This is a genomic window from Duncaniella sp. (assembly GCF_029056165.1).
Classification (GTDB): domain Bacteria; phylum Bacteroidota; class Bacteroidia; order Bacteroidales; family Muribaculaceae; genus Duncaniella.
The window spans coordinates 1-25,700 of sequence record NZ_JAIDBW010000048.1 but is presented as its reverse complement, the minus strand read 5'-3'; the positions used below and the strand labels follow the sequence as shown (position 1 = coordinate 25,700).

Annotated in this window: 18 protein-coding genes; 11 read left to right on the top strand and 7 right to left on the bottom strand. The window is 49.5% G+C overall.

Annotated elements, in window-relative coordinates; genetic code table 11:
* The first annotated feature begins 697 nt into the window (after positions 1-697).
* Together K2G41_RS10875 and K2G41_RS10870 are read left to right on the top strand one after the other, a co-directional pair.
* Positions 698-1,018, top strand: coding sequence for a T9SS type A sorting domain-containing protein (locus tag K2G41_RS10875; protein ID WP_300118100.1), 321 nt, complete (start codon positions 698-700; stop codon positions 1,016-1,018).
* A gap of 12 nt (positions 1,019-1,030) precedes the next feature.
* Positions 1,031-1,999 (top strand): diacylglycerol kinase family protein, encoded by a 969-nt coding sequence (locus K2G41_RS10870; protein ID WP_300118098.1) that lies wholly within the window; start codon positions 1,031-1,033, stop codon positions 1,997-1,999.
* A 178-nt stretch (positions 2,000-2,177) separates the two neighbouring features.
* Here K2G41_RS10870 and K2G41_RS10865 read toward each other — a convergent pair whose 3' ends face one another.
* Positions 2,178-2,729, bottom strand: coding sequence for a DJ-1 family glyoxalase III (locus tag K2G41_RS10865; protein WP_300118096.1), 552 nt, complete (start codon positions 2,727-2,729; stop codon positions 2,178-2,180).
* Between the two features lie 159 nt (positions 2,730-2,888).
* Here K2G41_RS10865 and K2G41_RS10860 point away from each other — a divergent pair, with 159 nt between their 5' ends.
* Positions 2,889-3,911 (top strand): FAD:protein FMN transferase, encoded by a 1,023-nt coding sequence (locus K2G41_RS10860; RefSeq protein ID WP_300118094.1) that lies wholly within the window; start codon positions 2,889-2,891, stop codon positions 3,909-3,911.
* A 975-nt stretch (positions 3,912-4,886) separates the two neighbouring features.
* On the opposite strand, the gene K2G41_RS10855 is transcribed toward K2G41_RS10860, so the two are convergent.
* Together K2G41_RS10855 and K2G41_RS10850 are read right to left on the bottom strand one after the other, a co-directional pair.
* The gene (locus K2G41_RS10855; RefSeq protein WP_300118092.1) at positions 4,887-5,666 is read right to left on the bottom strand and encodes a glucose 1-dehydrogenase; all 780 of its coding nucleotides are present in this window, start codon (positions 5,664-5,666) and stop codon (positions 4,887-4,889) included.
* Positions 5,667-6,156: 490 nt separating this feature from the next.
* The gene (locus tag K2G41_RS10850; protein ID WP_300118090.1) at positions 6,157-7,350 is read right to left on the bottom strand and encodes a PDZ domain-containing protein; all 1,194 of its coding nucleotides are present in this window, start codon (positions 7,348-7,350) and stop codon (positions 6,157-6,159) included.
* A gap of 381 nt (positions 7,351-7,731) precedes the next feature.
* Between K2G41_RS10850 and K2G41_RS10845 the strand changes: the two genes are divergently transcribed.
* From K2G41_RS10845 to K2G41_RS10835, 3 genes are all read left to right on the top strand, one after another.
* The gene (locus K2G41_RS10845) at positions 7,732-9,828 is read left to right on the top strand and encodes a prolyl oligopeptidase family serine peptidase (protein ID WP_300118102.1); all 2,097 of its coding nucleotides are present in this window, start codon (positions 7,732-7,734) and stop codon (positions 9,826-9,828) included.
* Between the two features lie 143 nt (positions 9,829-9,971).
* Positions 9,972-10,907, top strand: a complete 936-nt coding sequence (locus tag K2G41_RS10840) for a hypothetical protein (RefSeq protein ID WP_300118088.1) — start codon at positions 9,972-9,974, stop codon at positions 10,905-10,907.
* A 121-nt stretch (positions 10,908-11,028) separates the two neighbouring features.
* On the top strand, positions 11,029-11,757 hold the full coding sequence (locus tag K2G41_RS10835) for an MBL fold metallo-hydrolase (protein WP_300118086.1): 729 nt from the start codon (positions 11,029-11,031) through the stop codon (positions 11,755-11,757).
* Positions 11,758-11,870: 113 nt separating this feature from the next.
* Here the strand turns inward: K2G41_RS10835 and K2G41_RS10830 are convergent, their stop codons facing one another.
* From K2G41_RS10830 to K2G41_RS10815, 4 genes are all read right to left on the bottom strand, one after another.
* The gene (locus K2G41_RS10830) at positions 11,871-12,884 is read right to left on the bottom strand and encodes an ROK family protein (RefSeq protein WP_300118083.1); all 1,014 of its coding nucleotides are present in this window, start codon (positions 12,882-12,884) and stop codon (positions 11,871-11,873) included.
* A 199-nt stretch (positions 12,885-13,083) separates the two neighbouring features.
* Positions 13,084-15,264 carry a TonB-dependent receptor gene (locus K2G41_RS10825; RefSeq protein ID WP_300118081.1) on the bottom strand — a complete coding sequence of 727 codons (2,181 nt, stop codon included), beginning with the start codon at positions 15,262-15,264 and terminating at the stop codon, positions 13,084-13,086.
* 514 nt (positions 15,265-15,778) lie between these two features.
* Positions 15,779-16,978, bottom strand: coding sequence for a pyridoxal phosphate-dependent aminotransferase (locus K2G41_RS10820; RefSeq protein ID WP_300118079.1), 1,200 nt, complete (start codon positions 16,976-16,978; stop codon positions 15,779-15,781).
* A gap of 62 nt (positions 16,979-17,040) precedes the next feature.
* Entirely contained in the window at positions 17,041-18,198 is a 1,158-nt protein-coding gene (locus K2G41_RS10815) for a GlmU family protein (RefSeq protein ID WP_300118077.1), read from the bottom strand.
* A gap of 619 nt (positions 18,199-18,817) precedes the next feature.
* On the opposite strand from K2G41_RS10815, the gene K2G41_RS10810 reads away from it, so the two are divergent.
* The 5 genes from K2G41_RS10810 (at position 18,818) to trxA (ending at position 25,603) form a co-directional block, all read left to right on the top strand.
* On the top strand, positions 18,818-22,219 hold the full coding sequence (locus K2G41_RS10810) for a tetratricopeptide repeat protein (protein ID WP_300118075.1): 3,402 nt from the start codon (positions 18,818-18,820) through the stop codon (positions 22,217-22,219).
* Between the two features lie 130 nt (positions 22,220-22,349).
* Positions 22,350-23,897 (top strand): bifunctional response regulator/alkaline phosphatase family protein, encoded by a 1,548-nt coding sequence (locus tag K2G41_RS10805; protein ID WP_300118073.1) that lies wholly within the window; start codon positions 22,350-22,352, stop codon positions 23,895-23,897.
* A gap of 137 nt (positions 23,898-24,034) precedes the next feature.
* Entirely contained in the window at positions 24,035-24,481 is a 447-nt protein-coding gene (gene tsaE / locus K2G41_RS10800; protein ID WP_300118071.1) for a tRNA (adenosine(37)-N6)-threonylcarbamoyltransferase complex ATPase subunit type 1 TsaE, read from the top strand.
* Positions 24,478-25,242: a biotin--[acetyl-CoA-carboxylase] ligase gene (locus K2G41_RS10795; protein ID WP_300118069.1), complete on the top strand. Its 765-nt coding sequence runs from the start codon at positions 24,478-24,480 to the stop codon at positions 25,240-25,242. The genes tsaE and K2G41_RS10795 overlap by 4 nt, the downstream gene beginning before the upstream one ends.
* Before the next feature lie 52 nt (positions 25,243-25,294).
* A complete protein-coding gene (gene trxA, locus K2G41_RS10790) occupies positions 25,295-25,603 on the top strand; it encodes a thioredoxin (RefSeq protein WP_300118066.1) in 309 nt (102 codons plus the stop codon).
* Positions 25,604-25,700 lie beyond the last annotated feature (97 nt).

The following is a 25,700-nucleotide window of genomic DNA, read 5'->3' as shown; positions in this document are numbered from 1 at the left end:
ACTGAAAAAGGGATGCAAGTTGTATTATAACAACAGTTTAAGGTAGGAGTTTATTCGTTTTTAATATCTATAAATATGGGGGATTTCCTCCCACCTACTTGACTTATAATTCTAACCTATCGGCAATAAAATTCCAACCTACGGAGTCAATCTAATAACTAAGAATGGAAATCAATAATTAATTAATATCTCCGAGTAACGATTTTTTTAAATTTCAATTTCGGTGTAAAGGGGGGTGAGGCGTGGTTGCTGAATACCAACTAAATCTTTACTATACCCCTATTGGGTAATTTTGAGATTGAGAGCAAATGTTAAAAGTATGTTAATTCCAATATGATGATAGAGAAGTGGTAAATCCAGAACTCCCAATAATGTTATAATAAATTGAAAATTAGATATTTACTATAAGATTTAGGTTTTTTTTGACCTCTCCGAGAGGTAGGAAAATAGGGCTATTAATCTTTTAACTAATTGGAAATTAGATATTTAGAATAAGAGATATGAGATTAAGGATTGTAAATATCTAATATTTAGATACTTGGGTTAAAATACCTCAATTCCCAAGACCTCTATCCAAAACACTTGTCTAACTGAAATATTTTGGCTAATTTTGCGTTGACAAACAAAGGTTTTAGCAGATTTTTGCGTAACTCTTTGATACTCAATATTGCAATCAATTTTAGAATAATATCAGTCCATGCGTCAATTTATCATCGCAACATTTATTGTCATCTCGGCTCTGCTTTCTTCGGGAGCGACTCCGCGCTGGGAGGCTGTCGATGTGCCCGGACGCATATTCACTGAGCAGCGGTCCGATGCGGATCAGACTGACGTGGTGGTCCGTGACGGGGCCATATACATTGCCTCGCAGCATCAGGTCAGTGTGAAAGTATTTACAATACTCGGACAGCTGATATCGCAGGAGACACTTCCCGCGGGTACTCACCGGCTCACCATGAGCACGAAAGGTATCTACATACTTAAAATAGGCACCACGACACGACGCGTGACAATTTGATGCCCATATTTTATGAAAGTACGTCTGATCATCAATCCCATCTCCGGCACGCGCAATAAAGCCGGACTTGACCGCATGGTCGCTGACGCACTCAGCCCGATGGGCTGGGAGCTCGAAGTAGTCTATACAAAAGGCCACGGCGATGCCACCCGTCTGGCTCTGTCGGCCGTGGAGAAAGGCTGTGACGTGGTCATAGCGGCCGGCGGCGACGGTACGATAAACGAGACTGCAGCTGCTCTCTGCGGCACAGGTGTGATACTCGGCATTCTGCCATGCGGATCCGGCAACGGTCTCGCCCGTCATCTCGGCATACCGGTCGATATCCGCGAAGGATTGAAAGTGATACTTGAAAATCATCCGGAGGATATAGACTACGCTACGGCAAATGACCGTAAATTCTTCTGCACTTTTGGTGTCGGCTTCGATGCCGCCGTGAGTGCGGCTTTTGCCCGGAAAAAGACGCGTGGTAAGTTCACGTATCTTCAGAGCACATTCGAGACCTACGCCAATTATGAGCCGGAGTACTACACCATCAGTGCCAACGGCAAGAAACTTACCGAGCGTGCGTTTCTTGTGGCCGTGTGCAACGCTTCGCAGTATGGCAACAACGCTTATATAGCTCCGAGTGCCTCGATCACCGACGGACTGCTTGACGTGACGATCATACATGCTGGCAACACGCTTTCGACTGCCCTCGTAGGGGTCGATATGATGACAGGGATGATCGAGCATAATATGCTTATCAATACCTTCCGCACGGACAATATTGTGATAGAGCGTGAGCAGCGTGGTCCGTCACATATCGACGGCGAACCTCTTGAAATGCCCGACCGTCTTGCCATCTGCTGTCACCATAATGGCCTGAGAGTGTTTACTCCCCAGTCAGTCGCTCCGTTCAAACCGATCCTGACTCCGGTCGCAGCCATGTTCACGGATTTCCGTATCGCTGTCTCAAACCTTTTCCAGCCGTCAGGGAAATAGTAGTGGGCTCACTCTCGTTCCCTTTGCTCATGTTCTGAAAATCGTATTCAGCCCGGTTGTATCTGTGGCCGGCTGATCAAAAATAAGGCCATCCGGCAAGCATGTAACCCACGTCTTGCCGGATGGCCTGTAATTCACTATGTAAGAGAGAAAGAGAGAATATGTATGAGAAAATGGATCAGAGGAGTATGCCGGAAGCTACCTTGTCGGCTACATCCTGATCCTTGAGGGCCTCGATGATAGAGAGGGCGAAAGGAATGGCTGATGACGGACCGTTGGCAGTAATGACATTGCGATCTACGACGACACGCTGATTCTTATGATGTGCACCGCCGGCGGTCACTCCTTCCTCGAAACCGGGATAGCAAGTGGCGTCATATCCGTCGAGAATACCGAGCGGGGCAAGCACTACTGCCGGAGCTGCGCAGATGGCCGCAATCTTTCCTCCAGCCTCGTGCTGCGAACTCAGCAGACGGCACACGTTGGCATTGTCGGCAAGATTCTTTGCGCCGGGCATACCTCCGGGGACGATATACATGCGTGCACCCTCTTTACAGTCTTTTAGGAGAATATCGGCAGCAACTTCTATATTGTGAGCACCGAGGACGGCAAGTGTGGGGTTGATGGAGACGGTCTCAACGTCGATGCCTGCGCGACGGAGCAGATCCACTGTTGCGAGGGCTTCGATCTCCTCGAATCCGTCGGCGAGAAATAGGTAAGTTTTATCCATATCAGTTATAATTTTTATTAATTAGAATTGTTGATTGATTTTTGGGGGTGTTGACGGTGTATGGGCGCGTCCCCCACTGCTCCTACAACACTTGCTGACGGCAAAAATATTTATTAATTCTGAATTTTTCAGTAAATTTGAGGAAAAATTAGCTTGTACATGAGATTTTTCAAACGTCTGCTTTTGCCTTCCGCTCTTTTCCTCTTGGTGCTGTCGCTGCTTCTTGTCTCATGCGTTGGAGGTAGGGGAGAATATCGTAGGCTGCAGGGAGGTGTCTGGAACACGACATACAATATTTCCTACGCTTCTGCGACGGATCTGACGGATTCGGTCCTTGCCGTGATGAAGCAGGTCGAACTCTCGCTCTCGCCGTTCAACGACAGTTCGCTTATCTCTCGCATCAACCGTGGCGAACCGTGTGAAGTCGATTCGCTTGTACGTCGCATTTTCCTTGCCTCTCAGGAGGTCAACCGTGCGAGTTTCGGCCGTTTCGACCCGACGGTGGCTCCGCTCATAAACCTGTGGGGCTTCGGCTACCGCAATTCCGGGGTTGAGCCTACACAAGCCATGATAGACAGTGTGATGGTTTCAGTCGGGATCGGTGATTGCCAGATTGACTCACTGGGCCGTCTGCAACGCAAGACCCCGATGACCGAATTTAATTTCTCGGCCATCACCAAGGGCTATGGCTGTGATCTGGTCGGTGAAATGTTCCGTCGCAACGGCTGCAACGACTTCATGGTCGAGATCGGTGGAGAGATAGCCATGAGGGGCAGGAATCCCCGTGGTGAGGACTGGCATATCATGGTCGATGCTCCGGTGGAGAATGATACGGCTGTCGTGCATTCACGCATGGCTGTGATGGTAGTGACGGATTGCGGTGTGGCAACGTCGGGCAACTATCGCAACTTTAAGCAGACTTCCTCCGGACGGATATGGCATACGATAAGCACGCTTGACGGCCGTCCGGCTCATACGGATCTGCTTGCCGCTACTGTCATAGCCCCGACAGCGATGCTGGCCGATGCATACGCTACAGCTTGCATGGCTCTTCCGTCGGATAGCGCGCGTCTCATGCTTGAAAGAGTGCCTGACGTCGAGGCTCTTTTTGTGACCGTGAATCCATCTGACTCCGCTTTTACCATCACCACTACGCCCGGATTTCCTGAGATCAAACGGTAAAATCGAGGATAGATCTGTGGGAAAGATGAATTTAACATATTAAATTAACATTGTTAAAACAGCCGTTTGAGATAGCATATAGGCCATTTTTATGTTAAACAACATATTTTTGTAGCATAATTCGTGGAATAGATCTAACTTTGCAGCGGGTTTAGTTGTTTAATAATTGACGCAAGTCGATAACGGAGTCTCTCCGAAACCCATAGAGATGGGTTGACCGATGGGAGTTCCGTAGAGATATTCAGAAAAGAAAGATTGTTATATTTAGGTTTAATTTAAAATTTCTGCGATTATGAACAACATGTTTAAAGTTCTCAAGGCAGATGTTCACCACATTCTCCGCTCACTTGGTGAACGCGATTGTTTCCGTATGACAGGTGATTGCACCCTGCGCTCTCACGATGAAATGAAGTGATAGGCAGGTCACATCGCCAAACGGAACGAGATTAAAATTCGGAAGACGTGGAAACGATTCCTCTCACGGCGTCTTCAGATTCAGGAATTAACTATTCCCATGTATGTTTAACTTTTAAAATGAACACATTATGAAAGTAACAAAAATGGTAAAGAAAGCCATCGAGTGGTATTGCGAATCAGCAGCCCTCATGTATCGTGTAAATGACACAAACAACTATCACGAACTCTGATAGCGAGATTGTCAATGTACACTCCGGGGATACCGGACGCCTAAAATTTCCAAGGCAAAGCGGCAATAGTGCCGTCAGTCCATCGGCGTTCACATCTTCTTCCCCGACTTGTTAAGTCTATTCACAGACAGAACACACACATACAATATTCTATCGCAGATCTGCCCAAAAGCGGATCTGCGATTTTTATATGGATATTTTTGAAAAATAGTCCAAATATGTTTGCGGTATGTCGAAACAGATAAATTTGATTCTGACACAGCAGGGTTAAATTTGATATATCGTCAATTATTAAAAATAGCTGTGCTATCGGGGTGATGGGTTTGCATCAGTCGAGGGTCTGGACTCCTCCACCGTTGACCATGAGGGTCTGGCCGCTGACCCATGCCGAGACTGGAGCGGCGAAGTAGAGGACTGCTCCGGCGATGTCCGACACCTCTCCGAGACGCGCAAGCGGTGTGTGTTTTAGCATCCGGGCTTCGATTTCAGGAGTGAGCACCGATGCCAGCGCATGGGTCTTTGTTGCTCCCGGACCGATATTGTTGATGCGTATGCCCATAGGGCCGTAGTCGAATGCGAGGTTAGATGCAAGATGATTGAGTGCGGCTTTGGAAGAACCGTATATCGCCATAGCAGGACTGTTGTTGATGCTGCTCATCGATGTGATATTGACCACACTTCCATATCCTGATTTTTGCATGTGGGGGGCTGCGAGTTTGCAGAGCTCCCAAGGAGCGAACACGTTAATGGCATAGATGCGCTCCACGTATGCGCGGTCGATATTGAACGGGTTCTCACGGCCTCCGCCACCCATACCGGCATTGTTGACGAGAATATTTACAGTCCCGAATGTGGTCACTGTAAATTCGATCAGGCGGCTGAGATTATCGCTGTTGAGCACATTGCAGTCGGTTGCTGCGGCCTTACCTCCTGCGGCCGTAATCCCGTCGGCTACGATGCGTGCCTTTTCGAGTGAGAGGTCGCTCACCACGACCGAGGCCCCGGCTGCAGCGAGTATCTCGCACGAAGCACGTCCGATGCCATCGCCACCACCGGTGACGACAGCAACCTTCCCTGTAAGATCAAACAATGAATCAATGTTGTTCATAAGATATAATGGGTTTGGATTAATAATTTCATTAGTGGAAAGGGACTAATAGATTGCCTAATGTATTTAGACCTTGTATCTTAAAACAACATTCCAAAGTCTGCAAGAGTTTTTGCAATGGTATAGTATATTGTGTAAGTAATGAGGAGCTGTTACATCTGGGTAACTTCTACAGTATGACATTCATTGCTAATGATAGTGTGATATCCGGACACCTATAGGGGTAAATTAGTTTGTAGGGACTCGGTAACCCAATGGCTTGTAGAGACGCAGTAATCTGGACAGCTGTGCGGCATTCCAATAGCTTGTAGGGACGCGGCGTGCCGCGTATGCCGAATTGAATAGTTGTAGCCAAAATTTCAGGCTGATGTATTTTATCCGGCATACGCGGCACGCCGCGTCCCTACAATTACATATTGATTTGTGCTCCCGTATCCACTCGATCGTGGCTATGATTGCACCACCGTTTTACGGTTTGACAGGGGGAGAACTAAATGATTTCTTTATCAATGTCAAGGACGTATGTGACGGTCTCTCCGGTCTTTTTTCTGACTTTATATGTGGTCTTTCCTTTGAGACCAAGACCATTACGCTGCTCTTCCCAAGAAATCTCCTTGACAGGCCGTCCGTTGATGGACAATATTAAGTCATCAATCTCAAACCCTGCCTTTTGGGCTATGCCTCCGTCATAGATACTGCTGACAATCCATCCGTCCGTTATATCAGTCCTGTCCAAGTATCCCATCTGAATCGTTGAGCTTTTCTGATAGGAATTGTCTGAATTACTGTTGCGGCGTGCGTAGAGTGCATTGTGTGGAGCATCGATTATCAGATCGTAGTGACACAGAATCTCGTTGCCGATAATTCCGACGTGTGACCTGTCGGAGAGAGCACCTTCAGTATTGTATGAAGCGGATATGACGACGTTGTCAAGTTCATCAAGGAATTTGAAAGACTCAGCCCTGAAATTGACATCAGATCCGCTACCCCCGACACCCATATTCGAATAATAACATTTTGCCTGAGGTTTATTACTAAGATCCAGACCTTTCAGTGTCGCGTTGGTAAGGATCACGGTGCTACCGCAACCTAAATCGAGGCGGAATGGGCCTTTGATACTTTTTAGGGAATCTATTTTCAATTCACATTCAATATCCACCCTGTTGTCATTGAACTTCACCGGTAGTTTTGAATAGCCGTCAAGCATGGAGGGAGTCAGACTGTCAAGAGGAAGTAAGTAGCCGTCTGAATAATTTACCATCAGAGGCTTGTCAAACACCGCATTGTTTCCGATCATGCCGTCGGCATGTCGGCCAAGAATCTCACGCAAGTTTATGATCGGAGTAATCTTTTCATTATAGATCACATCGCCCATTTTCAATGGGATAGGGTCGATGATGATAGGGATAGTCTTTGCTCCGTCGTTTCCGGCACTGCCCATCTTCGCGTTGCCTTTTCGGAAAGGCAATTTGCCGAAAGAGGATAAATCCACATAGTCTTTATCCATATAAAGCCTGTCAGCACCGGTGTCATAAATGAGCGAGACAGGTATCGTGTCCATGACACTCCCCTGAATATAGACATGGGAATCAAGGATAAAAGGCAACGCCTTTTCCGGAACTTCCGCTGAAACGCTGAAAGCGGAGAGCAGCAGGCCGATTGATACTGTCGATAAAAATTTCATATTCATATTTCTTAGGTTATTGATTTACGGTAAGCAGACAGATGAAGGACTAATTAAAAAACTTATTATTACGGAATATCAAGACATTTGCTGAAATAAAGTGTGAATTAAATTTCCAGATTTATTTTTTAGCTAATTCCTTCACTTTTATAGGGTATGGTGTAGGTTTTTGTGATGAACTTTGCAAAGATAGGAATAAATTCCTAATGATAGGCATGAGATTCTCGTGTGGATCAGGATTTTTCTTAAAAATAATAAAGATTGGGGAGGGGTTTGGAAATTAAGTATTAATTTTGTAGGTGTAACTTGTATCTTTCTTTAAATAAGTCACATTTCTTCATTATATTTATGTCACTATCACGCAATTTAGCCTACTCGCTCATGACCACACTGGCTCTTGGCACTCTTGGCAGCTGCTCGCAGCAGAAACAGCTATCATATCCCGCCGCTCCGTCGGACGGGACTGTCGATACGATTTTCGGAATGACTGTCCCCGATATCTACCGTCCGCTTGAAAACGATACTGCAGCCGAAACTCTTGCATGGGTCGAGGCAGAGAATGCGGTGACCGAAGCATATCTCTCTCAGATCCCGTTCCGCTCAAAGATCAATTCACGTCTGACTGACCTCACAAACTACCTCAAGCGCGGGCTCAGCTACCGCGACAACGACGGTATGTTCTACTTCTACGAGAACGATGGCCTGAAGAATCAGTCGGTGCTCTACCGCAAACCCTCGCTCGACAGCGAGGAGCGCGAAGTGTTCCTTGATCCTAATGCGCTCAGCGATGACGGCACTGTGGCCCTTACGGGTGTATCGCAGTCCAAGGACGGCAAATATACAGCCTATACCATCAGTCGTAGTGGCAGTGACTGGACCGAGATCTATGTGATGGACACCAAGACCAAGGAACTGCTTCCCGACCATATCGAGTGGGCAAAGTTCACCGGTGCCGCATGGGATGGAGACGGTTTCTACTACAGCGCATATCCTGCTCCCGAAGAGGGCAAGGAGTTCTCCAACGCCAATCAGAACCACCTCGTCTATTACCACAAGATCGGCACTCCGCAGAGCGAGGACACCGTAGTGTTCAGCGATCCTGCCAATCCCTTCCATTTCCATCATGCACAGGTGGCCGAGTCTCAGCCCGTGGTGTTCGTGACTGTCGGCGGTCAGGGTGTAGGCAACGCCCTTAAAGTACGCAAGAACGGTGCTTGGGTCACAATGTCGCCTACGCAGGACTATAGCGTGGATGTCATTGACGTGATCGACAACAAGGTATATATCCTCACCTCCTACGGCGCACCCAAAAAACGTCTGATGGTGGCAGATCTCGCCAACCCCTCCATCGAAAATTGGAAGGAACTCGTCCCCGAAGCCGAAGGCGTACTGACCTCGGCTCAGTTCGCGGGCGACAAGCTTTTCCTTACCTACGAGAAAGATGCCGCCAACCAAGTGGCCATCTATGACATGAACGGCAACAAGGAAAGCGACATGAAGCTTCCCGGCTATGGATCGGTCGGTCTCTACACCGAGCGCAAGTATCCCGACGACGTGTATTATACCTTCACTTCATTCACCTCGCCCTCCGCACAGTATGCCTACGACACCAAGACGGGTGAAAGCCGCCTCCTCTTCCAGACCGAGGTCAAGGATGTGAACTTTGACGACTATGTGACCGAACAGGTGTTCTATCCTTCTGCTGACGGTACGAAGATCCCCATGTTCCTCACCTACAAGAAAGGACTCAAGCGCGACGGTAAGAATCCGGTATATCTCTACGGTTACGGCGGTTTCAACATCTCGCTTACACCGTCGTTCTCGGCTTACCGTATGTTCCTGCTGGAAAACGGTGTGATCTATGCGCAGGCAAATCTCCGCGGTGGTTCGGAATATGGTGAGGAATGGCACGAGGCGGGCACTAAGATGAACAAGCTCAATGTGTTCAATGACTTCATCGCCGCCGCCGAGTATCTCATCAAGGAAAACTGGACATCACCGGACTATATCACCATCGAGGGTGGTAGCAACGGCGGCCTGCTCGTCGGTGCGACTGTCAATCTCCGTCCCGACCTCTTCAAAGTGGCCATTCCCCGCGTAGGCGTTATGGACATGATGCGTTATCATCTCTTCACCATCGGCTGGAACTGGGCTTCGGACTACGGTACGAGCGCAGACTCTCCCGAAATGGCCAAGTATCTGTTCGAATACTCACCCATCCACAACATCAGCAACGACGGCACTCCCTATCCCGCTATCCTCGTGACGACGGCTGATCATGACGACCGCGTAGTGCCCGCTCACTCGTTCAAGTATGCCGCCACGCTTCAGGCTGCCGATACCGGCGACGCTCCCAAGCTCATCCGTATCGACTCCAAGGCCGGTCATGGCGCGGGCAAGCCCGTTGCGAAGGTCATTGATGAATACACCGACATGTACTCATTCATGTTCGAAAACCTCGGTATAGAACCTAAATAAGTTTAAAATTTAGAGTATAAAACCTATGATGCCGTGTCAAAATTTATCTATTTTGACACGGCATCATAGGGAATTTGTCTGTTTTGCCACGACCACCTGTCTTGAAACTACGATTCTGCCCTCCCTATCCAACCTACAGACTGATGAAATCATTTACCCGGCTAAAGCTGCTTCCCGCGATCATTCTCACCGTATTCCTCACGGCTTGTTTTACAGGTGTGGAATACACACCGCGTGTGAGCGAACGCGATGTGAGGCGCGAGAACATAATCATCACCCCCGAAGATACTTTCCTCGCCCATGTCGCGGACGAGGGTCTTGCGGACTGGAAACCGGGTAAGCGTTTCAGGATCACGGACGATAAGATCCGTCTGATCTTCGGCGCGACGGCTTCGCCCTACGATTCGCTTGGCGGAAAGACGCTAGTCTTTACCGGAGCTAAGGAAGCCCCGTCGATCGTCGGCACGTCGGTGACCGATATCAGTTTTGTCACCGAACCTTCCAACGGGCGTACATACGTCTATCGCATCAACCGCCCGATGGCGAGAGTGATGGAGCAGCAGATGCTATCCATTCCGTTCACGATTCAGGAAAGTCTCGTGGAAGAGGCGCGTGAGCTGATGGACGGTCAGAATTACTACGTCATGACCCGCACATGGCGCGACGATAAGGACAATTCGCTTAACGGACGCCAGTTCGTCCCGGTGACGATAGACTCCGTCACCCCCGGCAATGAAGTCTATCCGATCAAGGTCTCATTTACGGATGACAAAGGAAAGTCAGCCCGGATCTTCCTGCATCCCGGTCCGCGCGGCTACACTCCGCGATCGTTCGCATCGCTTTTCTCATTCTCAGATCCACGGTTGAAATATCCTTCCATCAGTGATGAATCATGGGAAAGGATCATCAACGGACGTGTCGCGCTCGAAATGACGCGTGAGGAGTGCCGTCTGGCACTCGGAGCACCCCGTGAGGTGGACCGCGGTGTGGATAACGCCTACATCCGCGAGGTGTGGCTTTACGAAAACGGTATCTACCTCGTGTTTGAGGACGGTATTCTCAAGATTTACCGCCATTGAACCTCCCCCACAGGCTCTTTGTTAGATATACGTGGATGCTGTGTAAAAATCAACCCGGAATTTATCCATTCTGACACAGCTACTATACATATCTGAAACTTAACATAAAGAACAAAGAGCTATGATTACAGTAACATATCTTGATCACAGTGGCTTCGCGGTGACCACCCCTGAGGCCGTCATGGTGTTTGACTATTACAAAGACCCAAATAGGAAACTTGAAAAGGTATTGAAGGACAATCCGTCGAAAAAGGTAGTATTCTTCGTCTCGCATCATCATCCGGATCATTTCAACACGTCTATATTCGAGCTTGCACAGGATCGCAATCCGACCTATGTGCTCGCCAATGATATCTTCTCCCGCCTTGTCCCCAAGAAGGGTATATCCGTCGCATGGATGTCGGCCGGTGACGTGATCGAGCAGATTCCCGGAACAAAACAGGTGAAAGCCTACGGCTCTACTGACGAGGGTGTAAGTTTTGCTGTCACTCTTCCTGACGGTGAGGTCATCTTCCATGCCGGAGATCTCAATGACTGGCACTGGAGCGAGGAATCGACCGTGCGCGAGATCGAAAGGGCCGAAGCTAAGTTCAAGACAATCGTCAACCGTATTGCCGAGGATATATCTGAAGTGAAGATAGCCATGTTCCCCGTTGATGCCCGCATGGGTGCTGATTTTGCCAAGGGTGCTGAAATATTCCTTGAGAAAGTCAAGGTGGATAATTTCTTCCCGATGCATTTCTGGGGAGAACCCCAGAAAGCATGCGATTTCGCTTCCTACGTCCCAGAGGGGCTGCCGACCAAGTGCTATTGCCTCGACAAACCCGGTTTCAGCGTAGAGATAAAGTAAGAGCCAAGCTATAGATAAAAATATATCAGCGGCACGTGTGGATCAGAACACGTGCCGCTGATATATTTTTATTCATGTCGGCTGATCAAGGCCGGACAGTGATGAGGTTCGATTTATTCGTTGGTCTTGCCTGCGGGAACAGCTATGGGATTGGGAGCTGCATTGGCTTTGCCCGCTTCCCAGCCGAGTGCGCTTGCTCCGAGGACGGCGGCATCAGCCTCCTTGAGTTCGGAAAGGATGATTTTTACCTTGCCCTTGAACACAGGCATCATGTGCTTCTCCATAGATTCGCGGAGCGGACGCAGAAGCAGATCTCCTGATTTTGCGAGACCGCCGAAGAGGATGATGGCTTCAGGCGATGAGAACACGGTGAAATCGGCAAATGCTTCGCCGAGTATGTTTCCGGTATATTCGAAGATCTCCTGAGCGAGTTTGTCGCCCTTCATGGCTGCGTCATATACATCCTTTGATGTGATGGCTTCGATGGGGATTTCGCGGAGGAGCGATGCGTCATCACGGATTTCGAGGAATTCACGTGCGGTGCGTGCCACACCGGTAGCCGAGCAGTAGGCTTCGAGACAGCCTGTGCGTCCGCAGCCGCAGAGACGGCCGTTGTTGCGGCGCATGATTGTGTGACCGAGCTCGCCGGCAAATCCGTCGTGACCATAGACAAGCTGTCCGTTGATGACGATGCCGCTACCGACACCTGTTCCGAGAGTGATCATGATGAAGTCACGCAGACCGCGTGCGGCACCGTAAGTCATTTCGCCGATGGCGGCTGCGTTAGCGTCGTTGGTGATGGCTACAGGCACGCCGAACTTCTCGCTGACGAGCTGAGCAAGGGGCAGGGGAGAGGGCCAAGGCAGATTGACGTTGCCCTCGATCATGCCGGTGTAATAGTTGGCGTTGGGAGCACCGATACCGATACCGAGGATCTTATCGACAGCATCGTTGGCTTCGAGAAGACGGTTGACCTCGGTGTGAAGTTCGTTGAGATAGTCATTGAAGTCAGCGTGTTTCTGAGTTTTGATCGATGAACTTGCAAGGACTACGCCACGCGCGTCAACAATACCGAAGACGGTGTTAGTACCGCCGATGTCGATACCTAAAACATAAGGTTTGCTCATTGGAAAGTAACTTTTGAGATTGTTTTGTATATAGGTTTAATTTCGGGTGTTCGATTGTTTGTACTTTGCAAATATACAAAATACTGATTGAACTTGTTGGCGTGAACGCCTAAATTTCAATCAGTATTTATGTATTTTTAAGTAATATTTGGTATGGATCTGCCTATCGGGGACGAGTTGAATTTTTGTAGTTCATTTTTCAGAATTTAAGTACTATTCCTGCATTGGCCACAAAACCGTCAAGAGGAGCATAGATATCGCGGAATTCCGGATTTGTGAGAGTTCCGGTATAGATTGTATCGAAACGTGTCTGACGGCGGTCAGTGAAGTTTTCGAAATTCGCATAAACCGAAATCTTATCCCATATTTTTTGGATCATAAATCCCATCGTGACATAGTCTTTTGCGATGAGTCCATCAGTTAGATGCTGCCTACCGATATAATATAGTTCATAACCAATACGCCAGCTATCCTCGATCTCATACATGAGCATGGAATTTAAACGATGTTTTGGTACAAGTGTCTTCCTATGGCTCAATCCATTTTCTTTCACACGTGCATCAGTATAGGTATAGCCTAAGAACAGACTGAAATCAGCATACATTAGCTTGACGTTGGTTTCAGCACCTTGGCTATTCATATTCCCGGCTATATTGTAAAATCTATAAAGACCATCATCCTCACGTTTGAGTTCAAGCGGATGGCGGAGATATGTATAGAAAAATAGTTGGTTTAACGTCATCAACAGTTTTCCGTCGGCAATAGCTGTGCGGTAATTGAAATCTATGTTCGCACCATAGCTACGTTCAAGTTTATTGAATTTCTTATCGATTGGAAGAATATTTTCATACTGGAGTCTCTCGCTTTCCTCTGTGAAAATTGATGGGGGTTTATATCCGAATCCGCCTCCGATACGGGTTGAGAATTTGTGGTTGAATTTGATGAGACCGGAGATCCGAGGCAGTACAACGAATCCGTAGTCATGCACATAATCTCCGCGCAGCCCTGTTTCGAGGATGAAATGATCGGTTAGTGTGGTCGTGTTCTGAATGAAAGCTCCGAACGTGTTTAGCGAATAGTCGCGTTCGGGAAGCGTTGTTACGCGTCTTTCATCAAAATGTTCTGTCCAGAGGTTGAGGCCTCCGATCCATTCGCTTGTTTTCCCTGATCGGATATAGGAAATCTCACTGAAAGTAGTCCATTGGTCTCCATCAAAATGATAGTCGGGGATAGCAATTTTGCGCCGGAATAAGGTGACGCTGTTTTTTACGTTAAGACTACTTTCGTCGTTGAACCTACAGGTCAGGGCGAGGCGTGAGCTATAGCGTTGCGACTTATTTCTTTCGAAATACGAATGGAGTTCTGATGTCCCATGCTTTATATAGTCAATGTCTCCTCCGAGACGATCTTCGATCATGGTCTCGATACCGAAGCTTCCTGTCGTTTTATCGTTCGGGTAGATGAAAATGGTGGGGTTGAATGTGAAACGGTCAAACTCCGGAATAGCAGTAAACCCGACGTTGGAGGGGTCATAGGCCCAGTTACGGTTATAGGAAGTGAAGATAGTTGTACCTATCTTATTGAATCGCTGACCATAGAAGGCATTCACATCAAGTCCTTTGGCAGAAGTTCCGTTGAGTTGCAGTTGCAGGTCGCGTTTCTCATCCGGAGTTTTTGACACGAGATTGACAAGACCGGCTATCGCACCGCCTCCATACAATGTACTTGCTGACCCTTTTATGATCTCTACCTGTCGTAGATCAAGAGGAGGAGTCTGCAGGAGACCCAATCCGGCCGCTGCGCCGGAGAATACAGGAAATCCATCTTTAAGTATCTGTGTGTATCTGCCGTCAAGACCTTGAATCTTGATAAGTGAATTACCGGATATGGGCGAGGTCTGCTGAGTCTGAATACCTGTGCTTTCACTAAGTAGCATACGGATATCTCCCGGTTTCATGAGATTCTTTTCCTCCAGTTCTTCCGAACCGATGAATTCAACACGGGTGGGGATGTCATTTATGGTGCGTGTGCCTCGCGTGGAAGTTATCACAACCTCATCAAGTTCGTTCTCATCTTCTTCGAGAGAAATGACGATTATTTCATCGGGATTTGCGAGCGGAAAGTTATAATTCTTTCGTTCTGTTTCATAGCCTATACATGAAAAGATGATTGTGTATTGGCCATCTGGAATATCGTTTATAATAATCATTCCTTCGGCATCGGCGATAGCCCCTTTATCAGTACCTTGTAATAAGGCTGTAGCTCCTGTCAGGTTTTCGCCGCAATCTCCGTCAATTATTTTTGCCTTGAAGGTATTTTGGGCACAGATCGATTGTAGCGACCATATCAGGATCGCTAAAAATGTATGTAATTTTTTCATTGAAAAGTGAGAAATGGTTAGTTGAATAAGCATGTGTCATTAGATCATACGGTATCTATCGCATGATCTATTCCAATGATACATAATAAAGTATCACCTAACAATGAAAATAGAGTGGAGGTGGTGTGTCAACCGTAATCGATATAAAAGGAAGATTCGTTATCGGAGGTAATATATATACAAGGTGATGCGTCGGCTCAACATTAATACAGGTTGCGTGTTCAACGTTAAAACCGGTGCAAGTTGTACAGGCAATGAAGGGAGAGCAGCAACTGCACCCGCAATCACAATCATCTCCACAGCAATCATTATCCTGACATTGACACAGCATGCAATTGTCATGTTCAAATGCAGGCGTAATGCACATGATCATGATAAATGAGGCTAATATCAGCGAAATCAGACGCATTTGGAGAATGGTTGTCGAAAAATAAATTAATCACGCAAATGTATGAAAAAATGTGGTGAAAAAAAATTTTTTTCACCACATTTTTTCATACAAATTTAATATATGTCAGATCGTTCGGCCGGGGTAGGCTTTGAGGGCGGCGGCGAGGATCTTCATTGCGCGCGCGAGATCCTCTTTGTTGAGGACGTAGGCCATACGGACTTCATCCTTGCCCATGCCGGGAGTGGTGTAGAAACCGGAGGCAGGGGCCATGAAGATGGTTTCGCCGTCGAGGTTGAAATCTCGCAGACACCACTGGCAGAATTTGTCGGCATCATCGACCGGGAGTTTGACCACGGTGTAGAACGCGCCCATCGGGATCGGCGTATAGCAGCCGGGGATCTTGTTGAGTTCGTCGATGAGAAACTTGCGGCGTTCCACATATTCATTATATGTGGCGAGCATGTATTCTCCCGGAGTGTCAATGGATGCCTCGGCCACGATCTGTCCGAGCAGGGGAGGACTTAGACGTGCCTGACAGAATTTCATCACGTTAGTCTTGAGCTGAGGATGCTTGGTGATGAGCGCACCGATGCGTATGCCGCACTCGTTGTAACGTTTCGAGACGGAATCGATCAGCACCACCTGCTCCTCGATGCCGGGAAGATGGAAAGCGGAGATGTAGGGAGCACCCGTGTAGCAGAACTCACGATAGACCTCGTCGGAAAACAGGAAGAGGTCATATTTCTTCACGAGATCGCGTATCTGGAGCATCTCCTTCATGGTGTAGAGATAACCCGTCGGGTTGTTGGGATTGCAGATGAGGATGCCCTTGGTGCGCGGGGTGATCAGCTCCTCGAACTTCTCGACCGGCGGAAGGGCGAAACCTTGGTCTATGTTTGAGGGGACGGTGATGATCTTTGCTCCTGCCGAGATGGCGAAGGCCATGTAGTTGGCGTAGGCCGGTTCGGGGACTATGATTTCGTCGCCGGGATCGAGACAGGCCATGAATGCGAAGAGCACGGCTTCAGAACCGCCGGTGGTGACGATGATGTCATCGACATCCACCTCGATGTTGAAGCGGTGGTAATACTCGCGCAGTTTTTCCCGGAGTGAAGGGAGTCCGGCCGAGGGACTGTATTCAAGGACCTTGCGGTCGATGTGTTTCAGTGCCTCCAGCCCGGCGGGAGGAGTGGGGACGTCGGGCTGTCCGATGTTGAGGTGATAGACCTTGATGCCCCTTGCCTTAGCGTCGTTAGCGAGCGGGGCGAGACGGCGGATAGGCGAGGCGGGCATGATGGTGCCGCGTTCCGATACGTTTGGCATTGCGTTATGTTGTTGGTTTCTTGTTAGTCAATTGGAAGTCGGATGGATTCTCCGGCAGAGTCTTATTCAAGACTCTGTTCATGAATGTTGATATAGATCTCCTTGTCGATCGGAGTCAGGTCCTTGTGACGGCGTGCCATCATGCGCGATGCGGTGTCGAAGAAGCGTTCCATGATGACGGGTTTCATGCCGAGAGGAGATCCTTCGGTGAACGATTGGAGATATGTGCGCGGGAAGCCTGCACCATAGAAGTTCACACCTACGCCTACGACGGTTGCGGTGTTGAACATTGTGTTGATGCCGGCCTTTGAGTGGTCGCCCATTATGAGTCCGCAGAATTGCAGATCGGTCTTTACGAAACGGCCTTCCGCCATGCTCCAGATCTTTACCGGACCGTAGGTGTTCTTCAGGTTGGAGGCTGTGCATCCGGCACCGAGGTTACACCATTCGCCGATTACGGCATTGCCGAGGAAGCCGTCATGAGCCTTGTTGGAGTAGCCGGTCATCACGACATTGTTGAGCTCACCGCCCACCTTGCAGTACGGGCCCAGAGTGGTCGCCCCATAGATCTTTCCACCCATGTTGACCACGGAGTGCTCGCACATCGCTATCGGGCCGCGCAGACATGCGCCTTCCATGATTTCAGCGTCACGACCGACATATACCGGGCCTTTGGTGACGTTGATTATAGCGGCCTCGACTGTCGCACCCTCTTCGATGAAGAGTTGGGAGGGGTCACCGATGAGACGGCAGGTATCGCTCAACGGTTTTGACTTGCGGCCCTCCGTGAGGATGGCGAAGTCGCGGCGGACAGCCTCGTCGTTGAGCATGAAGATGTCCCAGATATTATTGATGGCAAAGGGAGTGTCCCTGTAGGCCACGCTCTCTTTCGGATCACCGTTGCCGCGTTTGGCCAGACGGATGCCTTGATGGAGGAGCTCCTGCCCGGGTTCAAGGGCGAGTATAGCCTCAACGAGCGCGGAATCCGGATGAAGATTGCCGGCAATGAAGAGATTGTCACCGTCCGCGGCCTCGACCATGGGATATTTCATCGACAGATAATCCTGCGTAGAGTAGGAGTATGTGCCGGGTATGGCGCGCTGCCACTTCTCGGAGATTGTGGTTATGCCGTGACGCAGAAGTGCCACCGGACGGGTAAGGGTAAGCGGAAGGAGACGGCTACGCACTTCTTCCGGATCAAAAAGGATTATATTCTTCATCGTGGTTTCCGGGTAAAATGGTTGGGTTAGATGTTTATGGCCAAGCAATAGGCCACCCGTTGTGGGGTGAAACCGTAAGCTGTGTTTCTATAAACAGCCGGTAGAGGCCATAAGATTGACAAAAATACGAATTAATTGTGAAATCATCTCTTTGTCACTGCATTTTTTTGTAAACGATGAGTTTCGGTGACCATGGAGGGGTCGCAGCACTCTTGCCGACATCCGAAAAAGTTCACTCTACATAGGTTAAAAATAGTTAATAAAAATTATATGGTTTTTCCTGTCCAAATAAACTTCTTACCTTTGTGGCTGAAAAGAAGCACCATTTAGTTGCAATCCTTGGACTGATAAAATTTTTACGCATTAAATTCATAATTTTGGACTAAGGAAAAAAGGCAACATTGGTCAGTGGTCCGCCGTGACGGCGTCTCACCGGACAACAAATGGTGTAGTGTAAGTATGATATAATCTCTACATTATTGGAAAGGAATAGTTTTTAACTATTTGACGCCTTTTGGCTTTGGTCCTGTTGCTCCTTGATCGAAAGGGGCAGCGGACAATTTTTTTATACCCCTGTCCGATATGCAATATTCCTCCCGATTTTATCGTTAAAAGAGAGATGAGACAACGGATTTTCAGCCTCTTCCCGACCCTTTTTCCTATAAGGTTTCTTTCGGTTGTTATCGTCGCGGTTATCGTCGCGGCCCTTTCGTCGTGCTCGACCAAAAAGAACACTGCCGCCACGCGCAATTATCAGGCGTTCATCACACGTTACAATGTGTATTTCAACGGTAACGAGCATTTCAAGGAGACACTGAAGGAGCTGGAGAGGGCCTACGAGGACGACTATACATCACAGCTGTTCATGCACCCGGTGGAAGCCTATGCCAATCCCAAAGCTCCGCAGCCTACCGGGTCATTCACCCGCTCCATAGAGAAGGCTCAGAAAGCCATACAGCTCCACTCCATCAAGAAGCGTCCGCAGAGAAAGCCGGGCAGGTCAAATGATCCGGAGTATAAGCAGTGGCTCAAACGGGAGGAATACAATCCCTTTCTCCATAATGCATGGATGCTTATGGGGCGCAGTCAGTACTTCAACGGTGACTTTCTCGGAGCGGCCTCGACGTTCTACTATGTCGCCAAGCATTTCTCATGGCTTCCGGTCACTGTCACCGAGGCCAAGCTGTGGCAGGCACGCAGTTACTGCGCGCTTGACTGGCTTTTCGAGGCCGAGACCATCCTGACTCGTATAAAACCCGACGAGCTGACCAATTCGACCCTGAAGGAACTCTATTACTTCACTTCCGCTGATTTCTACATCCGTTCCCACGACAATCCCAAGGCCATACCGATGCTGAAGGAGGCACTGCGTTATGCAAGCGGATCGCAGAAAACCCGTCTTAATTTCCTGCTTGGTCAGCTCTATGCTGCCGAGGGTGACAACGCGGCCGCATATCAGGCATACAAAAAGGCCGGAAGTTCGACATCGGCTTCCTACCGCACTAAATTCAATGCCCGCATCAAGCAGAGCGAGGTGTTTCAGGGCGCGGACATCGAACCGGAAGTCAAGGCCCTCAGGCGCATGACCCGCTATGACCGCAACAAGGAATATCTTGATCAGACCTATTATGCCATAGGCAATCTCTATCTCTCGCGCCGCGACACGGCCAATGCTATAGCCAATTATGTCCTTGCCGCTGAAAATTCTACGCGTGGCGGAGTGGAGAAGGCTTTCTCGCAGATTACTTTGGGAGGTCTCTACTTTGACCGCCGTCGCTATGATCTCGCCCAGCCGTGTTATGCCGAGGCTGTGCCCCTGCTCCCCGACGATTATCCGGATCTCGCCCTTCTGCAGCGTCGGTCCGATGTGCTCGACGAGCTTGCCGTCTATACACAGAATGTGGTTCTGAATGACTCGCTCCTGCGCCTCGCCGCCATGCCGGAGGCTGAGCGTCTTGCCGTGATTGACAAGATTATATCCGATCTGAAGAAAAAAGAGAAGGAGGAGGCAGATGCCGCCAAGCGCGAGGAGTATCTGGCACAGCAGGAAGCAGCCGGGTCGGGCCTGAAGCAGAACAATGCGCAGACACCCAATTCGTTCTCACTGAATACTGATAAGTCGTGGTACTTCTACAATACGGCTGCACGCAATGCCGGCCGCACTGACTTCCAGAAGCGGTGGGGTTCGCGCAAGCTTGAAAATGACTGGCGACGTCGCAACAAGGCTTCGTTCAGTTTCGATGATTTCAGTGAATCCGGTGATGGTGAGGAGGATCTCGCCGAAGGGGAGGTGTCGCCTGACGATACCGATGATCCGGAGGCAGCCGAAAAGGCCAAGACCGAGGCGGCCAAGGCTTCCGATCCGCACGAGCGTGAATATTACCTGCGTCAGATACCTTTCAGCGATGTCGAGAAGGTTACGGCTGAGGATGTCATACGCGAGGGCCTCTACAATTCAGGTCTCATACTCAAGGATAAGCTTGAGGATTTCGATGCCGCTGATGCCGAGTGGCAGAATCTACTCGGCCGTTACTCCGACAATGTGTATCGCCTCGACATATATTATAATGAATACCTGATGAACGTGCGCAGCGACCGCCCTGCCGAGGCCGAGCGTTACCGTCAGTTGATCCTGTCGGAATTTCCTGAGTCGGCCTACGCGAAGGCTATGGCCGATCCGGCCTATATCGACAATCTCCGCTCGATGTTCGCGCGTCAGGAGGCTCTCTATGATGAGGCATACGCGGCGTATCTTGCTGATGACAACAGGCATGTCCACGAGGCATACGAGAAAATGGTGGCTGACTATCCGCTGTCGCCACTCATGCCTAAATTCATGTTCCTTCATGCACTTGCATTTGTGACGGATGACAAACCGGAGGAATTCGGCAAGACGTTGAAGGATCTTCTCGAACGCTATCCGGAGACCGACGTCACGCCGATGGCCTCGTCATATCTCAAAGGGCTTGCGCAGGGACGCAAACTGCGTAGCGGAGGTTCGAATATGCGCGGTATGCTCTGGGACATCCGTCTTTCCAACGACTCTACCGCCAACGGTGATCCGGGGGAGATTGAGTTCGTGCTCGCCCCCGAAGAGCCTCACTATCTCGTCCTGCTGTTCTCTACGGAAGATATTTCGCCCAACGGACTTCTCTTTGATGTGGCACGTCATAACTTTACCACATATATGGTACGTGATTTCGACCTCGAAGTGATGAATTTCGGCCGTCTCGGTCTGTTGGTCATCAAGGGTTTCCGTAATGAGGGTGAGCTGAATCATTACCGTTCGCTGCTTGCACGCGACGAGGGTGTGACCATCCCTGAGGGTGTGCGTCCGGTTCAGATCAGCAAGAGCAATTTCGAGAAACTTCTGCAAGGTGGCGGATCGTTTGATGACTATTTTCGTTTTATCGGCGAGGAGACTGTGCGTGAGACCCACGAATCAGTCCTGCCGCCGGATGAATATCCCTCGGCGGATGAGATGTATGCCACGGATGATGAATCCGCAGAGTCCGGACGGACGGCTTCATCGGCGGAAAAAGATGGATCGACAGGGCCAAAGGATGTCTTACCGGTGCAGGCTGTTACGCAGGATAGCATTGAGAGTGCAGGCCAGTCCGATCCCGCCGGAATGCCTGTACGCGAGGTTGACACTACAAGGGATGAGAGTCCGGCTAAACCGGATACACTCAGGAAGGCCGATGTTCCAGCTCCGGTCGTAACTCCTGCCGGACAGTCCGCGACCCCGGCTACCTCCACCGAGAAAGCAACCCCGGCTACCTCGGCGGATAGTATCTCCACGCCGACAGGTGTAACCCCGGCTACTCCCGCCACCACTCCGGCGAAGAATGTACCTGTAACACCCTCAAAGACGACAAAACAACCGTCCGTGCCTGCACCCAAACCAAAGGTGACACCCAAGAAAGAGCCTGTGCCCGCACCGAAAGTCGTCCCGATCACACCGCAGACTCCCTCACTTCCCGATTACCCCCTCGGCAGCGAAGGCGATGAGGATGATTGAGGCATGACTGAGATGTGAGAATATTTTAAGATATGAAAAAGATTGACTAACTTAGCACCGAAATATTTGAGAAATTTCGGTGCTAATAATGTTAAAAAAATAAAGCAGCGCGAGGAAATTTAAAAATTACATGGCTTCAACAATACTCTGGGCAGATGATGAGATAGATCTGCTTAAACCTCACATAATGTTCCTGCAAGGGAAGGGTTACGATGTCGTCACCGCGTGCAGCGGTGCGGATGCGCTTGCGCTTGTGGATGAGCAAAATTTTGATCTTATAATTCTCGATGAGAATATGCCGGGTCTCACGGGTCTGGAAACTCTGCAGCGGATCAAGCTTGTAGCTCCCCACATCCCTGTGATCATGATAACCAAGAGCGAGGAGGAGAATATTATGGATCAGGCCGTGGGCAACAAGATCGCCGACTATCTGATCAAACCGGTCAACCCCAAGCAGATACTTCTTTCAATCAAGAAGAATCTGCATTCGGATGAGCTTGTCTCGACTCAGACCGGCAGTGACTACCGTCAGGAATTCACGCGCATATCGCAGCTTATCGGTTCGGCCACGACAATGGCTGACTGGATGGAGCTTTACCGTCTGCTTGTCCACTGGGAGATGCAGCTGTCAGCCGCCGAGACGCAGATGGACGAACTTCTCGACATGCAGCGCAAGGAGGCCGGTACGGCTTTTGCGAAGTTCGTGAAAAACAATTATGCGGACTGGATTACTGATCCGCAGATGACCGACCGTCCGTTGATGTCGCCTGAAGTATTCAAGACCCACGTATTTCCGTTGCTTGATGCCGGTGAGAAGGTGTTTTTCATACTGATCGACAATTTCCGTCTTGATCAGTGGGCCGCTGTCAAGCCTCTGTTTGCCGACACGTTCAATTTCCGTGAGGAGCTTTATTGCTCCATTCTCCCGACGGCCACGCAGTATGCCCGCAATGCCATATTTTCCGGACTGATGCCTAAGGATATAGCATCAATGTTCCCGGAGCTGTGGGTCGATGAGGATTCGCCGGAGGGTAAGAATCTCAACGAGTCGCCACTGATAGCCACGCAGTTTGAGCGTTACCGCCGCCACTGTAAATTCTCCTACACCAAGATCAACGATTCGGCGGCCGGTGAGAAGCTGCTGCGCGAGTTCTCGAACCTGCTGTCGAACGATCTGAACGTGATCGTCTTCAATTTCATCGACATGCTTTCCCACGCCCGTACTGAATCCAAGATGATCCGTGAGCTTGCATCGACCAATGCTGCTTACCGTTCGCTTTCGGAGTCATGGTTCCGCCACTCGTCGGCCATAGAGATTTTCCGACGTATAGCGGCCAAGGGTTATAAGATCATCCTTACGACCGATCACGGCACAGTCCGTGTGGATAATCCGATCAAGGTGGTGGGCGATAAGAATACCAATACTAATCTGCGATATAAGATAGGAAAAAATCTGGCCTACAATCAGAAGCAGGTCTATGAGGTGAAGAATCCGGCTAAACTTGGACTTCCGGCCCCGAACGTGTCATCGACCTATATCTTCGCTACTGGCCGTGACTTTTTCGCTTATCCGAACAACTATAACTACTATGTCCAGTATTACGACGGGACATTTCAGCACGGCGGCATATCGCCGGAGGAGATGCTCGTCCCGCTCATCACGCTCACAGCAAAGTAACCGGCAAGAAAATTAAATCGTTTTTAGGGCCTACGCTTGCGCTGGCCCTAAAATCGGAAATTTAATTATATCTGATACACTTTCCGTGTATCAGGACGAGAGTCAACATTAAAAAACTAAAGATATTACAGATATATATGAAACAGATAATGATCCCTAATGCCGATGCGCTTGCTGAGGCTGCACACGAGTTTCTCGGTCTGATGGACGATGCCACCGTCTTCGCTTTCGACGGCGAGATGGGAGCAGGCAAGACTACGTTTATCAACGCGCTCAGCCGTGCGCTGGGTGTGGAGGATGATCCGACTGGATCTCCTACATTCTCGATTGTCAACGAGTACCGCTCCGACACCACTGCCGAGCTCATCTATCATTTTGACCTCTACCGTATCGAAAACCTCGAACAGGCATTTGACATAGGTATCGAGGACTATCTCGATTCAGGCGCACTCTGTCTGATCGAATGGCCTGACCGCGTGGCCGACATTCTTCCTGACGACACCGTATGGGTGAAGATCGACGTTCTCCCTGACGGGGCTCGTCGTCTATCGGTCGGTACGGCTGAAGAGATCGCGGCTCTATGAAGCTGATCGAGCTTGACGAATGTGCATCGACCAACACGTATCTTGCCTCGATTGCCCCGGCCTCACCTCACGGGACAGTCGTGGCCGCCCGCAGGCAGACGGCAGGGCGCGGACAGCGCGGCAATTCGTGGGAGTCAGCTCCCGGAGCGAATATCACCATGTCGATGCTCCTGCGGCCCGAAGGTCTCCATCCGTCGCGTCAGTTCATCCTGTCGGAGGCGGTCTCATTGGCTATCGTAGAGGTGTTGAAGCGTCATCTGCCCGGTGAGGCGGTGAAAATCAAGTGGCCAAACGACATCTATGTGGCCGACGGCAAGATATGCGGCATACTAATAGAGCACAGCATCACCTCGTCCGGTATCAACCATTCGATAGTCGGTGTGGGGATCAACGTCAATCAGCTATGCTTCCTGTCGGATGCTCCTAACCCGGTGTCGATGTTTCAGATTTCCGGCCTGAAGTTTGATGTCGGTGCGCTGACGGTTGAGTTTTGCGAAGCGATCCTCCAGGAGGTTGACGAAGCTCTCCGTTCGGTGGCCACAACGGAGGGCGAAAGTCTTTTCCGGCAGCGGTACTTCGATGCGCTCTGGCGCACGGATACATTCTATCCATACCGCGACAATCTCCGGGGTGAGCTGATCGAGGCTCGTGTGGAGTCAGTCGCACCGGATGGAATCATCACTCTGCGCCTCCGTGACAGCTCTGTACGCAGCTATGCATTCAAGGAAATCAGCGCGGTGGTTAAAGAATCTTTATTGTGAAAACATTCATAGCTTGGGTGGTGTTATATAGGCAAACAAAATCCTAAAAGCTATGAACGATTTCGAAAAAATAATCAACAGTGACAAGCCTACGCTTGTAGATTTCTTCGCAACTTGGTGTGGCCCTTGCAAGATGCAGAGCCCTATTCTTGATGAATTAAAGAATAAAGTCGGCGATGCTGCAAATATTGTCAAGGTCGATGTTGACCGTAACCCCGACATCTCTGCAAAATATCAGATCAGAAGCGTCCCGACCATCATTATCTTCAAGAATGGCGAACCTCAGTGGCGAGCTTCAGGTCTCCAGCAACTGGAGGTTCTTGAGGACAAGATCCGTATTCAGGAGCAGCCCGGTAAATAATACCGCCGCTGATACTCCTTATAAAACGATTTTTTAAGCTACGATTACATATTTTTTGCCTCGTCAGCCGACTTTCGGTTGACGGGGTTTTTGTTTA